The organism is Nocardia sp. NPDC049149 (assembly GCF_043197455.1).
Taxonomy (GTDB): domain Bacteria; phylum Actinomycetota; class Actinomycetes; order Mycobacteriales; family Mycobacteriaceae; genus Nocardia.
This window is the reverse complement of record NZ_JBICTD010000005.1, coordinates 418,500-432,164: the sequence shown is the minus strand read 5'-3', so window position 1 is coordinate 432,164 and position 13,665 is coordinate 418,500. Positions and strand designations below refer to the sequence as shown.

The following is a 13,665-nucleotide window of genomic DNA, read 5'->3' as shown; positions in this document are numbered from 1 at the left end:
AGAATCGGCAGGGTGAGTTACGCCGAGGAGATCGAGCGTGCGGCCGAGGAATGCCGTCGTCGTTCGGCGCTGCTGCTGGACGAACTCGACGACATCAACCGCCGCACCGCGGACACCAGCCGTGACTTGACCGAGAAATCCGCCGCCCAGCTGCGCGAGTACACGGCCGCGCACGCCGACGAACTGGTGAAAGCCCGCGCCGCCGCCGAAGAGCAGGAGCGGCTCGAGGCCGAGGCCCGCGCACAACGCGAAGCCATCGCCCGCTCGATCGCCACCCGCCGCGCCAACCGAGACGTCGCCCCCGTCGACCAAGAAGACGAGGAAGCCGCCTTCTACCAGCGCGAAACCTGGTTGATCTGAGGCCAAGCACACTGAGATCCGCACTCCTTCTGTGAATCCGCACCCGTTCTGGCCGTCCGCAACCGGTGCGGATGCACACAAAGGGTGCGGATCTCGAGGGTTCGAGATCGGGTGGCGCTCCGGGCGTGTCGGCGCGCGGAGTGTTGGTGTGGGAGGGCGATTCTGGTGCGGCGCGCGGGTTACTTGCGCAGGAGCGCGGCGAGCTGGCCGATCTTGAGCTTCGGGGCTTCCTTCTCTTCCTTGGCTTCCGGGTCGACCACCGCGGTGTGCGGGATCTCGGCGTCCGGGTCGGCGAAGGCGCGATAGGTCTTGTCGCCGAGCACGGTGGCAAGCAGGTACCCGACGAGCAGGGCGCGGGTGGTGCGGGCGGTCTTGGATTCGTGCTTGCCCGCGCCGACCGCGGCGAGGATGCGCCGTCCCTCGATGATGCCGTTGTGCGACGCACCGTCGATCGCGCGCAGCACCATCGGCCCGGCCCAGTTGGTCGAGAGCGGGATGGCGTTGGAGCTGACCGAGGCGATATCGGTGGCGCCTGCCAGGATCAGCGCTGGCGTGTCGATGTCGGTGGCGAGGGTCTCGGCCGACGGCGCCGTCGGCGCCGGGAACAGCGCGGCCACCGCGGCGACCTGTCGCTGGTTCGCGGCGATGACGGCGGCCCCCGCACCCATGCCGTGGCCGACCAGCGCGAGCTTGCCGGGGTGGACGCTGATCGTGCCGTCGCCGAGGCGCACACCCGTGCAGATATCCAGCGTGGTGAGCAAGTCGGTCGCGAGGCCGAGATGTGACGGAATCGGCCCGCGCTCGGTGTCCGGCGCCGCGGCGACGAAACCCCAGGACGCGAGGTGTTCGAGCAGGCCACGATAGTTGCCTGCGCCGGTCAGCCAGCCATGTCCGAAGGCGACCGCCGGTAGGTTGAGTCCTGATTCGGGCGTGAACACCACCCCGGGCTGGCCTGCGATGGCCAAATTGCCGCGCAGCACCCGGTGGGGGCCGCGGCTGGTCAGGGTGCTCAGGAGCGATTTCACAGACGCCGACACGACGAGAACGTTATCCGATAAGTACTCTGGTGAGCCATGTGCGGAATCGTGGGGTACGTCGGATACCGGGACGCGCTCGGCGTAGTCGTTGACGCGTTGCGCCGCATGGAATATCGCGGCTACGACTCCGCCGGTGTGGCGATCGTCGACGGCGCCGGGGCGCTGGCTGTGGAGCGCAAAGCGGGCAAGCTGGCCAATTTGGAGGCCGAGCTCGCCGAGATCGGGATCGCGCGGTTCGCGGGGACCACGGGCATGGGCCATACCCGCTGGGCGACGCACGGTGCGCCGACCGATCGCAATGCGCACCCGCATCGCGATCTGAGCGGCAAGGTCGCGGTGGTGCACAACGGGATCATCGAGAACTTCGCCCCGCTGCGCCGGGAGCTGGAGGACGCGGGCGTCGAACTGCGCAGCGACACCGACACCGAGGTGGCGGTGCACCTGGTGGCGCGCGCCTATGCGGAGGGCCCGACCGCGGGCGATTTCGCGGCGAGCGCACTGTCGGTGGTTCGTCGGCTCGAGGGCGCGTTCACGCTGGTCTTGACCCATGCCGATCATCCGGACCTGATCTTCGCGGCGCGTCGGTCGACTCCGCTGGTGGTCGGCGTCGGCAAGGGCGAGATGTTCATCGCCTCGGATGTCACCGCGTTCATCGAGCACACCCGCGAGGCGGTCGAGCTCGGCCAGGACCAGGCCGTGGTGATCACCGCGGACAGCTACACGGTCACCGACTTCAGCGGTGAGAACGCGAAGGACCGCACGCGCCCGTTCACGATCGACTGGGACCTGGCCGCCGCCGAGAAGGGCGGCCACGACTACTTCATGCTCAAGGAGATCGAGGAGCAGCCCGCCGCGGTCGCGGACACGCTGATCGGGCATTTCAGCCATGACCAGGACGGTGCGGGCCGGATCGTGCTCGACGAGCAGCGCCTCGCCGACCAGGAACTGCGCGACTTCGACAAGGTGTTCGTTGTTGCCTGCGGCAGCGCCTACCACTCCGGCCTGCTCGCCAAGTACGCGATCGAGCACTGGACCAGGCTGCCCGTCGAGGTGGAGCTGGCCAGCGAATTCCGTTACCGTGACCCGGTTTTGGATCGGTCGACGCTGGTGGTGGCGATCTCGCAGTCCGGTGAGACCGCGGACACGCTCGAAGCCGTGCGGCATGCCAAGGAGCAGAAGGCGCGAGTGCTCGCGATCTGCAACACCAACGGCGCGCAGATTCCGCGTGAGTCCGACGCGGTGCTCTACACGAGGGCGGGGCCGGAGATCGGCGTCGCCTCGACCAAGGCGTTCTTGGCCCAGGTGACCGCGAATTACCTGGTCGGGTTGGCCTTGGCGCAGGCGCGCGGCACCAAGTATCCGGACGAGGTGGCCCGCGAGTTCGCCGAGCTGGAGGCGATGCCGCAGCTGGTGCAGCGAGTGCTGGAGACCGCGCCGCAGGTGCGCGCGATCGCGCGTGAGCTGGCGCATGTGTCGACGGTGCTGTTCCTCGGCCGCCACGTCGGATACCCGGTGGCGTTGGAGGGTGCGCTCAAGCTCAAGGAGCTGGCGTACATGCATGCCGAGGGCTTCGCGGCGGGTGAGCTGAAGCACGGGCCGATCGCGCTGATCGAGGACGGGCTGCCGGTGATCGTGGTGATGCCGTCGCCCAAGGGTCGCGCGGTGCTGCATTCCAAGCTGCTCAGCAACATTCGGGAGATCCAGGCACGCGGCGCGCGCACCATCGTGATCGCCGAGGAAGGCGACGACACGGTGCGCCCGTTCGCCGACGACCTCATCGAGATCCCCACGGCGCCAACGTTGTTCCAGCCGCTGCTGTCCACGGTCCCGCTGCAGATCTTCGCCGCCGAGGTGGCTCAGGTCCGCGGCTACGACGTAGACAAGCCGCGCAATCTCGCGAAGTCTGTCACCGTCGAATAGCCCCTGCCCCAACCTTTGACAGCCGCCCGACGCACTCGCGTCAGGCGGCTGTCTACGTTGTAGTTGGTCGTGTCCGCGTTGTGCAGGAACGCGTTTCGCTGGTTGCGGAAGATCCGGCGGTGACGTGTTGTCACCGCCGGATTGTCGGCATGGTCAGTGGGTGGCGGCGGCCAGCACGGAAGCTGGTTCGGCTGCGGGACTTCCGGCACGGCGTTCGAGGGCGCCGGACCAGACGGCGAGGCCGAGGGCGACGAGGACCAGGGCGACACCGACCCAGTTCGGTGCGGTGTAGCCGTAGCCCGCGGCGATGACCAGCCCGCCGAGCCAGGCGGCGACGGCGTTGCCGAGGTTGAAGGCGCCGATGTTGACGGCCGAGGCCAAAGTCGGTGCGCCCGCGGCCTGGTCGAGGACGCGCTTCTGCAGGGGCGGGACGGTGGCGAAGCCGAGCGCGCCGATCAGCACGACGGTGATCGCGGCCGCGATCTTGTTGTGCGCGGTGAGGGTGAACAGCGCGAGCACCACGGCGAGACCGCCGAGGGTGAGGTAGAGCATCGGCATCAGGTGGCGATCCGCGAACTTGCCGCCGACCAGGTTGCCGACGAAGAAGCCGACGCCGAACAGCACGAGCAGCCAGGTGACCGAGCTGTCCGCGAAGCCGGTGACCTCGGTCATCATCGGCGCCAGGTAGGTGATCGCCGCGAAGACGCCGCCGAAGCCGAGCACGGTCATCGCCATCGCGAGCAGCACCTGCGGGTTGCGGAAGACGGCGAGCTCGGTGCGCAGTCGCGCGTCCTGTGGCGCAGGCTGCTCGGGCACCAGCACGGCCACGCCGATCAGCCCGATCAGGCCGACCGCGGCGACGATGAGGAAGGTGAGCCGCCAGCCGAAATGTTGGCCGAGCAGGGTGCCGAACGGCACGCCGACCATGGTGGCGACGGTGAGCCCGGTGAACATGATGGCGATCGCGCCCGCCCGCCGGTCCGGGCGGACGACCGCACCCGCGACGACCGCGCCGATGCCGAAGAACGCGCCGTGCGCCAGCGAGGCCACGATCCGCCCGGTCAGCATCAGTCCGAAAGTAGGTGCGACAGCGGACAATACGTTGCCCGCCACCAGGAGCAGCAGCATGCCGAGGAGCATGCGCTTGCGCGAGATCCGCGTGCCGAGTCCGGTCATCAGCGGTGCGCCGACCACGACGCCGAGCGCGTATCCGGTGACGAGCAGGCCTGCGGTGGGGATGGACACCGCGTAGGTGTCGGCGATGTCGGGAAGCAACCCGACGACGACGAATTCGGTGGTGCCGATTCCGAAGGCCCCGAGTGTCAGGGCGAGGAGTGCGAGCGGCATGGTCGAGAGCCTCCACTTGATGTTGCGCCTGAGCCTTACGGGCGTCAACAATAATTGCACACGCGTGATAATTGCAAGCGCGGGCTATTGCGATGGTCATCTATCCTGGAACTACTGTCCCGACGCGGAAGGAACACGATGACCGCGGATGCCGCCCTGACCGGCCTGGCCGATGGTTGGTACGCACTGTCGCTGCTGCACGATCGGATCGAGGCGCACATCGAACGTGCGCTGCAGTCCGGTCACCACCTGAGCGTCCGCGAGTTCTCGCTGCTAGTAGTGCTCAGCCGCCAGCACGACGGACCGGGCGGTCACCTACGGATGAACCAGGTCGCGGAGGCTGTCGTGCTGAGTCAAAGCGCAACAACCAGGCTCGTCACTCGCCTGGAGGACCGCGGCCTGCTCCAGCGTTACCTGTGCCCCGACGATCGCCGCGGCATCTACACCGACGTCACGCCGCCAGGGCTCACGCTGCTCGAACAGGCCAGGCCGACCCATGACGCCGCACTCGCGAGCGCACTGGGTCAAGCCGCCGCCGACCCCGAACTGGCCCCGCTGGTTGCCGCGGTGGAAGCCCTCAACACCTCGTCGGCGCGCAGCTCGCGCACCCGCCAGTACCGTCCCGTCTGACCCGTCGGGTCATTGGACGGTGATGGTGCCACGCATTTCAGGATGGAGGGAACAGAGATAGCGGTAGGAGCCGGGCACGGTGAAGGTGTAGCTCCACTCGCCCTTGTCGATGATCGGGCTGTTGATGCCCATCGCCTTGTCGCCGATGCCCTGCACGGTGTGCGGGACCTTGTCGGTGAACTTCCAGGTGACGGTCTCGCCCGCCTTGATGGTGACCTCGGCGGGGGCGAACTTCATGTCGCCGACATGCACGGTGACGGCGGCGGGCTTCTGATCACCCGTCGGCTGCGTGGTCGTTGTCGTCGGCTGGGGCGGCCGCTTCGTCGTCGTCGCGGCGGAGCCGGTGTCGCTGCCGCCGCACCCGGCCACCAGCAATGCCGTCACCACCGCGAATCCGGTGACGACCTGCATGGACCTGGCGCGGCGCTTGACCATTGGCATGATGGCCAAGCGTAGTCTGCTGTCGTTGCGGGCCCGCGCGGCACCGTCCGCGCGACCGGAACGCCGAACACCCAGCAGTGCCGAACAACCCAGTGGAGGAACGCCCATGTCGCAGCGGGGCTATTTCACCGCCGATGAAGTGCGCGCGGCCGAGGCCGAGCTTTTCACGCGCGTCCCGGACGGCGTCCCCATGCGACGTGCGGCATATGGGTTGGCCACGGTGGTCGCGGACGAGCTCCGGGCGCGCACCGGCGGCATTGCGGGGCGCTCGGTGACGTTGCTCGTCGGTTCCGGTGACAATGGCGGTGACGCCCTGTGGGCGGGCGCCACGCTGCGCCGACGCGGCGTCGCGGTGACCGCCGTGCTGTTGCACCCGGCGCGTGCGCACGCGAAAGGTCTTGCGGCGCTGCGCAAAGTGGGCGGCCGAGTGCTCGATGGCAGCGGCGATCCCGCTGCGGTGCGCCTCGGCAGTCCCGATCTGGTGATCGATGGCATCGTCGGCATCTCCGGCCGCGGGGCGTTACGCCCGAACGCCGCGGAACTCGTTGCGGCGCTCCAGGTCCCGATCATTGCCGCGGATTTGCCGAGCGGCGTCGACCCGGACACCGGCGCCGTCACCGGACCCGCCGTGCGCGCGTCCGTCACCGTCGCGTTCGGCGCCTACAAGCCCGTGCACGCCCTCGCTGCCCCGTATTGCGGGCGAATCGAGCTGGTGCCCATCGGATTACGACTACCCGAGCCGACGCTGGCGGCGCTGGAACCTGCGGCGATCGGTGCGGCATGGCCGGTGCCGGACGCCACCGACGACAAATACACCCAGGGCGTCACCGGCGTCTGTGCGGGCAGCGCGAGCTACCCGGGCGCCGCGGTGCTGTGCACCGGCGCGGCGGTGGCGGCGACCTCGGGCATGGTCCGCTACGCGGGGCCGTGCGCCGCCGACGTGCTCGCGAAGTTCCCCGAAGTCATTGCCACCGACCAGGTCTCCGAGGTCGGCCGCGTCCAGGCCTGGGTGTTCGGGCCTGGCGCGGGCACCGATGCCGCGGCCCGCGAGCGCCTCATCGAGATTCTCGCCACCGATCTGCCCGTAGTCGTCGACGCCGACGGACTGACCCTGCTCGCCGCCGAACCCGAGCTGGTGCGCGGGCGCTCGGCGCCGACCGTATTGACTCCGCACGCAGGCGAATTCGCCCGATTAGCCGGCGCAGAGGTCGGCACCGATCGAGTGGCCGCGGTGCGCGCCCTCGCCGACTCCTGGCAGGCCACCGTCCTGCTGAAGGGGCGAGCCACCCTCGTCGCTGCCCCCGGCGCACCGGTTCTCGTCAACGAGGCAGGCGCCTCCTGGGCCGCCACCGCTGGTGCGGGTGACGTCCTCTCCGGCATCATCGGCGCGCTGCTCGCCGCGGATCACGCCCCGGCCTTCGCGGCCGCGGCCGCGGCCCGCGCCCACTCCCTTGCCGCCAACCTGGCGGCCAGCGATGGTCACCCGGAAGCCGCCCCCATCTCGGCGACTCCGCTGCTCGACCACATCCGCCCCGCCATCCGCACCCTGCGCGCCCTCGCCGACGGGCAATAGACTCGCGCATCGACTTGTGCCGCGGAACACCTTCCACGCAACACGCTCCACCAGGACATTTCTCGGTCGATAGACTCGGTCGACAATCGATGACAACTGATTTCGGAAGCAGATGGGTAACTCACCGGGGACGGGCTAATCCCATGACCACGTCACCGCAGGCCACCCGAGTCACTACCGTGGCACCCGGGTCTGGCCTGAATACTCGGAGAGGCGGACATGCACGCGCAGGTCGAGGCGGTCGTTGACTTAGACGCCATTGCTCACAACGTGCGGATCCTGCGGGAGCACGCGGGCGACGCCGCGGTGATGGTGGTGGTCAAGGCGGACGGGTACAACCACGGTGCCGTCGAGGTGGCGAAGGCCGCGCTGGCGGCGGGCGCCGCCGAGATCGGTGTCACCACCATCGACGAGGGCGTGCAGTTGCGCGCGGCGGGTATCACCGCGCCGATTCTGAGCTGGCTCAACGATTCCGACGCCGACTACGGTGCCGCGATCGCGGCCGATATCGAGATCGGCGTCTCGACCCTCGCCCATCTGCGCGCGGTAGCAGCGGCGGCCGAGCGCCTCGGCAAGCCTGCGACGGTCAGCCTCAAGGTCGACACCGGCCTCAACCGCAACGGACTGTCGACGGTCGAATATCCGCAGGCACTCGCGGAATTGCGGACACTCGTCGATGAGCAGGCGGTGCGCTTCCGCGCGATCTTCTCGCACCTGGCGCGCGGTGACGAACCCGCGCACCCGACCAACGATCTGCAGCGCGACCGCTTTCTCGACGCCATCGCGGCGGCCAAGGAGCACGGCCTGGAACCGGAGCTCGTGCACCTGGCCAACTCGCCCGCCGCGCTGACCCGCCCCGATCTCGCCTTCGACATGGTCCGTCCCGGCATCGCGGTCTACGGGCACAGCCCGATCCCCGACATCGACGACTTCGGTCTGCGTCCCGCGATGACCTTCCAGGCCCGCGTTCTTCAGGTCAAACCGGTGCTTGCGGGGGAGGGCGTCTCCTACGGGCACACCTGGGTCGCCACGCACGACACCACCGTCGCGCTCATCCCCGCCGGCTATGCCGACGGCGTATTCCGGCCGCTGAGTGGACGTTTCGAAGTGTGGCTCGGTGGAGCCCGCCGCCCGAACGTCGGCCGGATCTGCATGGACCAGTTCGTCGTCGACCTCGGCGACAATGCCGCAGGCGTCCGCGAAGGCGATGTCGCGATCCTGTTCGGCGGCGGGCCGGGCGAGCCGCGCGCCCAGGACTGGGCGGACCTGCTCGGCACCCTCAACTACGAGGTGGTCTGTTCGCCGCGAGGCAGGGCGGTCCGACGCTATGTGGGTGGTAGCCGATGAAGCGCCGCACCAAGGTCGCCGCGGTCCGCGGCGGCCTAGCCACCGCGGGCGTGGTCGGCGCGCTTGCCGGGGTGCACGCCCTACGCCGCGCAGGCGCCAAGGTGCTCTGGCCTGCCCGTCGCGACGAATACCGGGACGAGAACTTCGACCTCATCGAGCAGGATCGGGCAGGCGCGGTGCTCACCGAAGACGGTGTGCGCCTGGCCACTCGGGAATGCGGTCCCGCGGACGCGCCGGTCACCGTGATCTTCGTGCACGGTTTCTGCAACAGCATGGAGTCCTTCCACTTTCAGCGCCGTGACCTCGAAAAGCGCTGGGGCGCAAGCGCTCGGCTCGTCCTGTTCGACCAGCGTGGGCACGGGCGCTCCGGCACGCCGACGGCGCAGAGCTGCACCGTCGCTCAGCTCGGCCGCGACCTCGCCGCGGTGATCCACGCGACCGCGCCGGCCGGCCGGGTGGTGCTGGTCGGGCATTCGCTCGGCGGCATGACGGTGCTCGCCGCCGCCGCGCAGTTCCCGGATCTGTTCGCGGAGCGCGTGATCGGGATCGCATTGCTGTCGACCGCGGCCGCCGAGGTCACTGCCGCTGGTATGACCCAACTGCTGCGCAACCCGGCGATCGACGGGTTCCGCGTCGCCGTGCACGCCGCGCCCGCGCTGGTGCAAGCGGGACGATCCACGGCCCGTCATGTGATCACGCCGATCCTGCACGTCAGCTCATATCACGGTCCGGTGAGCCCGACACTGTCCCGATTCACCACCCTGATGATCGATCAGACGCCGGTCGAGACCATCGTGAAGTTCTTGAAAGCCATCGAATTACACGACGAATCGGCCGCGCTGCCCACCCTGGCGCACCTGCCGGTGCTTGTCCTCGGCGGCACCCACGATCTGGTGATCCCCTTCCGCAACTCCCGCGCGCTGGCCCGTGAGCTGCCGAACAGCGAACTCATCCGGCTCGTTCGGGCCGCGCACATGGCGCACCTGCAGTTCCCGGATATCGTCAACGGCGCGCTCGATCGATTGCTCGTGCGCGCCGGCGCGCTGGAACCGGCCGACCAACGCCCTTCGGAGGTGAGCAGTGGCTGAACGGCAGCAGCGGATGCTGCCCACCGTCGCCGACACCGAGGCACTCGGACGCGAACTCGCGGCCGGGCTCGGCGCAGGCGATCTGGTGGTGCTCGACGGCCCGCTCGGTGCGGGCAAGACCGCACTCACCCGCGGCATCGCCGCAGGCCTCGGCGTGCAGGGCCGGGTCAGTTCGCCGACATTCATCATCGCCCGCCAGCACCGAGCAGGCGAGCGGCCGGGCGCGGTGCCGCTGGTGCACGTGGACGCCTATCGGCTCGGCGGCGACCTGGACGAGCTGGATGCCCTCGATCTCGACACCGATCTGCATCAGGCGGTGGTCGTCGTGGAGTGGGGTCGCGGCGTCGTCGAGCACCTGACCGATCGGCATCTGCGGGTGCTGTTGTCGCGCGAGCCGGATTCGGACGTACGCACCGCAGAATGGGAATGGGTGGATTAACTACCTGGTAGCTCCGCACCGGCGGCAGCTACCACCCGGTATCGTTGGGTCAATCATGCTGGTATTAAGTGTCGACACCGCGACACCCGCCGTTACCGCGGGATTGGTGGAACTGGAGCAGGCCGCACCGGACGCGGCGACCGTCGTCGGCGACGGCATGCCGGTCGGCCGGACCGGCACTGTCCAGACGCGGACCGTCGCATCCAGGGTTCGGGTCGACCCGCGCGCACACGCCGAGGTGCTCACTCCGCAGATCCTCGAATGCCTCACCGAGGCAGGGCGTTCCAGGGCCGACATCGCCGCGGTCGTCGTCGGCATCGGGCCAGGCCCCTTCACCGGGCTGCGCGTCGGCATGGCCACGGCGGCGGCCTTCGGCGACGCGCTCGGCCTGCCCGTGTACGGCGTGTGCAGCCTCGACGCGATCGCTGCCGACGCCGCGACGGACCTCACACCGGACAGCGAACTCCTGGTCGTCACCGACGCGCGCCGTCGGGAGGTGTACTGGGCGCGCTACCGCGCCGGTGTGCGTGTCGCCGGTCCGGACGTGACCAAGCCGGGCGACGTCGATATGGCGCAAGCCACCGCGATCGCCGGATCCGCTTCGCACGTCGACTTCTTCGACCTTCCCGTCCTTCCGGTGGAGACGCCGTCGCCCGCCGGGTTGGTCCGGGTTGCCGCCGCCGAACTGCTCGCGCGCACCGTGCCGGAGCCGCTCGTGCCGCTCTACCTGCGCAGGCCGGACGCAGTCGAAAAGAGTTACCGCACCCTCGACCGGACGGGAGCGTGAGGCCGATGGACATTCGGATCGAACCGATGGCTCCCGCGGACATCGAGCGCTGTGTGGAACTCGAGCAGCTGCTGTTTCCGGAGGACGACCCCTGGCATGCGGTGGCCTTCCAGTCGGAGCTGGCCGCGCCGCACAATCGCTACATCACCGCGCGCGCCGAGGACGGGCGAATGGTCGGCTACGCAGGCATCGCGTTGCTGGGTGATGACGAACACCCCGAAGCCGAGGTGCACACCATCGGCGTCGACCCGAGCTGCCTGCGCGCGGGCATCGGCACGGTGTTGCTCGAGGCGTTGCTGGACGAAGCGGGTAAGCGCGGCGGGCCCGTGTTCCTCGAGGTGCGCACCGACAACACGCCCGCGATCGCGCTGTACGCCAAGCACGGCTTCCACATCATCGGCTTGCGCAAGAACTACTACCACCCCAGCGGCGCCGACGCCTACACCATGCGCAGACCCGCGTTGAGCGCGCTGCCCCTCCCGGACGAGGTCCTCTCGTGATCATCATGGGCATCGAGAGTTCCTGCGACGAAACCGGAGTCGGCATCGTGCGCAGGCACGCCGACGGCCGATGCGAACTGCTCGCCGACGAGGTCGCGTCCAGCGTCGACCAGCATGCACGATTCGGTGGCGTTGTCCCCGAGATCGCGTCGCGTGCGCATCTCGAGGCCATCGTGCCCGCCATGCGCCGGGCGCTCGCCGTGGCAGGCATCGCCAAACCGGACGCGCTGGCCGTCACCATCGGACCGGGTCTCGCCGGCGCCTTGCTGGTCGGTGTCGCGGCCGCGAAAGCCTATGCGGCAGCGTGGGATGTGCCGTTCTATGCGTTGAACCATCTCGGCGGGCACGTCGCGGTGGACACCCTGGAGCACGGTCCGATGCCGTCGTGCGTCGCGCTACTCGTCTCCGGCGGGCACACGCACCTGCTGCACGTCACCGACCTGGCGGCGCCGATCGTCGAACTGGGCAGCACCGTCGACGATGCGGCAGGCGAAGCCTTCGACAAGGTCGCGCGGCTGCTCGGTCTCGGGTTTCCTGGCGGTCCCGCCTTGGATGCCGCTGCGGCCAAAGGTAATTCGCGCGCGATCAGCTTCCCGCGCGGCATGACCGGGCCCCGCGACGCGCGCTACGACTTCTCGTTCTCCGGCCTGAAAACGGCCGTGGCCCGCTACGTCGAGTCCGCGCAGCGCAGCGGCCTGACCGCCGAAGACCTGCCCATCCCCGACATCGCCGCCTCCTTCCAGGAAGCCGTCGCCGACGTCCTCACCATGAAGGCGATCCGCGCGGCCCAGGACGTCGGCGTCGACACCCTGGTGCTCGGCGGCGGCGCCACCGCCAACTCACGAATCCGTTCGATGGCTGAAGAGCGCTGCACCGCAGCAGGTTTGACGTTGCGGGTGCCCAAGCCTCGGCTCTGCACCGACAACGGCGTCATGATCGCGGCACTCGGCGCTCATGTCATCGCAGGCGGCGCGTCCCCCTCTCCGCTGACCGTCGCCACCGATCCTGGCCTGCCCGTTTCGGTCAGCCGCGTCGGCTGAAACGCATCAGATCGGGTCGGTAAAGCCGAAGAACTCCTCAGCTCAACGGTTCCGGTGAGTGCGACAGCCTCGGGGTATGCACTGGATTAGCGTGGTTGCGTCGTGTGCCGTACCCGGCTGACCTTCGCTGTCAGTCACGCGTTCTCTCGTCCCAGCCGGGTCACTTGGCTGTGGTCCGGTCCAAAGATCTTCCAGGAAGTGATCTTGGAAATGTTGACGGGAGTCCAATGGTGGGCGTCTCGGCGCATAGTGCCGCCATTTGACTACCGTCAACGGCCACTTGCAACCATATGACTACCGTCAACGAGGCCCGGCAACCATTTCTCTGCCGTCGATGAGGGGCGGCGACTATTCGGCGCTTGCCAATGAGTCAGCAACCACTGCCCTCACATTGAGCCGAGGCTCGCCACCCCCGATCGGTTCCTCGCACACCTATCGAGTCACGATGGCATCCGAAAGCGTTGTCCTGGTGGATAGTTGGCACAACCATGTCCCGTTCACACGGGGCGAGATCCACGAGTGGGGCATGACGGAGGCATTTACGGCGTGTCGCTGTCCCACTCATGCGGACACCCGCACTCCTTCTTGGGATCCGCACTGGTTCTGGGGATTTGCACTGGTTCTGGGCGTCCAGAAAGGGTGCGGCTGCGCAGATAGGGTGCGGATTCGCGTCAGGGACGCCGGAGTCGTTGAATGAGGCCGCCGCAGACCATGATTGACCGGCTCGGGAGGCTTGTAATCCCGATATGTGGGATCGAAAGGGGTGCTTCCACATCGAGCGGGCACTGGTGGCGCGGTCTTCTCGGGCGATGCCGCCACCAGTGCCTCATGATCAGTCGCCTAACTCCAGAACGGGTGCGGATGCGCAGAAGGAGTGCGGATTCGGCGTTGGAGACGCCGGAGTCGTTGAGCAACGCTAGTTGTTGAGCAAGGCCGGACCCGCTGGGCCGGATGGGACTCGCTGAGGCCGGACAGGACCTGCTGGGCGGGGTCGGAGCCGCTGACCAAGGCCGGTCGTTCGGCGGGGCCGGTCGCCGTGCAGGGCCGGAGTCGGTGAGCGGGCTGGTTGTTGGGGCGGGGGCCGGAGTTATTGAGCGGGACCAGAAGCGCTAGGCGGGACAAGAACCGCTGGGGCAGAACCGGAACCGTTTGGTGG

The 13,665-nt window shown here is 68.7% G+C and carries 13 protein-coding genes; 10 read left to right on the top strand and 3 right to left on the bottom strand.

Features of this window, described 5'->3' with window-relative positions:
• The first annotated feature begins 12 nt into the window (after positions 1-12).
• A complete protein-coding gene (locus tag ACGFNJ_RS22690) occupies positions 13-360 on the top strand; it encodes a hypothetical protein (RefSeq protein ID WP_393451443.1) in 348 nt (115 codons plus the stop codon).
• A gap of 179 nt (positions 361-539) precedes the next feature.
• On the opposite strand, the gene ACGFNJ_RS22685 is transcribed toward ACGFNJ_RS22690, so the two are convergent.
• Positions 540-1,397, bottom strand: a complete 858-nt coding sequence (locus ACGFNJ_RS22685; protein ID WP_393451440.1) for a dienelactone hydrolase family protein — start codon at positions 1,395-1,397, stop codon at positions 540-542.
• Between the two features lie 36 nt (positions 1,398-1,433).
• Between ACGFNJ_RS22685 and glmS the strand changes: the two genes are divergently transcribed.
• Positions 1,434-3,317, top strand: a complete 1,884-nt coding sequence (glmS, locus tag ACGFNJ_RS22680; RefSeq protein ID WP_393451437.1) for a glutamine--fructose-6-phosphate transaminase (isomerizing) — start codon at positions 1,434-1,436, stop codon at positions 3,315-3,317.
• A 153-nt stretch (positions 3,318-3,470) separates the two neighbouring features.
• On the opposite strand, the gene ACGFNJ_RS22675 is transcribed toward glmS, so the two are convergent.
• Positions 3,471-4,664 (bottom strand): MFS transporter, encoded by a 1,194-nt coding sequence (locus ACGFNJ_RS22675; protein WP_393451434.1) that lies wholly within the window; start codon positions 4,662-4,664, stop codon positions 3,471-3,473.
• 138 nt (positions 4,665-4,802) lie between these two features.
• On the opposite strand from ACGFNJ_RS22675, the gene ACGFNJ_RS22670 reads away from it, so the two are divergent.
• Complete coding sequence (locus ACGFNJ_RS22670; protein WP_069163682.1) at positions 4,803-5,294, top strand: MarR family winged helix-turn-helix transcriptional regulator; 492 nt, start codon at positions 4,803-4,805, stop codon at positions 5,292-5,294.
• A gap of 9 nt (positions 5,295-5,303) precedes the next feature.
• Here ACGFNJ_RS22670 and ACGFNJ_RS22665 read toward each other — a convergent pair whose 3' ends face one another.
• Positions 5,304-5,735: a cupredoxin family copper-binding protein gene (locus tag ACGFNJ_RS22665; RefSeq protein WP_393451430.1), complete on the bottom strand. Its 432-nt coding sequence runs from the start codon at positions 5,733-5,735 to the stop codon at positions 5,304-5,306.
• 106 nt (positions 5,736-5,841) lie between these two features.
• On the opposite strand from ACGFNJ_RS22665, the gene ACGFNJ_RS22660 reads away from it, so the two are divergent.
• From ACGFNJ_RS22660 to tsaD, 7 genes are all read left to right on the top strand, one after another.
• Complete coding sequence (locus ACGFNJ_RS22660; protein ID WP_393451426.1) at positions 5,842-7,308, top strand: NAD(P)H-hydrate dehydratase; 1,467 nt, start codon at positions 5,842-5,844, stop codon at positions 7,306-7,308.
• A gap of 219 nt (positions 7,309-7,527) precedes the next feature.
• A complete protein-coding gene (gene alr / locus ACGFNJ_RS22655; protein ID WP_393451423.1) occupies positions 7,528-8,655 on the top strand; it encodes an alanine racemase in 1,128 nt (375 codons plus the stop codon).
• Positions 8,652-9,743, top strand: coding sequence for an alpha/beta fold hydrolase (locus ACGFNJ_RS22650; RefSeq protein WP_393451420.1), 1,092 nt, complete (start codon positions 8,652-8,654; stop codon positions 9,741-9,743). The genes alr and ACGFNJ_RS22650 overlap by 4 nt, the downstream gene beginning before the upstream one ends.
• A 13-nt stretch (positions 9,744-9,756) precedes the next feature.
• On the top strand, positions 9,757-10,182 hold the full coding sequence (gene tsaE / locus ACGFNJ_RS22645) for a tRNA (adenosine(37)-N6)-threonylcarbamoyltransferase complex ATPase subunit type 1 TsaE (protein WP_393452240.1): 426 nt from the start codon (positions 9,757-9,759) through the stop codon (positions 10,180-10,182).
• A 55-nt stretch (positions 10,183-10,237) separates the two neighbouring features.
• On the top strand, positions 10,238-10,969 hold the full coding sequence (tsaB, locus tag ACGFNJ_RS22640) for a tRNA (adenosine(37)-N6)-threonylcarbamoyltransferase complex dimerization subunit type 1 TsaB (RefSeq protein WP_393451417.1): 732 nt from the start codon (positions 10,238-10,240) through the stop codon (positions 10,967-10,969).
• A 5-nt stretch (positions 10,970-10,974) separates the two neighbouring features.
• A complete protein-coding gene (rimI, locus tag ACGFNJ_RS22635; protein WP_393451414.1) occupies positions 10,975-11,469 on the top strand; it encodes a ribosomal protein S18-alanine N-acetyltransferase in 495 nt (164 codons plus the stop codon).
• Positions 11,466-12,509: a tRNA (adenosine(37)-N6)-threonylcarbamoyltransferase complex transferase subunit TsaD gene (tsaD, locus tag ACGFNJ_RS22630; protein ID WP_393451411.1), complete on the top strand. Its 1,044-nt coding sequence runs from the start codon at positions 11,466-11,468 to the stop codon at positions 12,507-12,509. The genes rimI and tsaD overlap by 4 nt, the downstream gene beginning before the upstream one ends.
• The last annotated feature ends 1,156 nt before the right edge of the window (positions 12,510-13,665 follow it).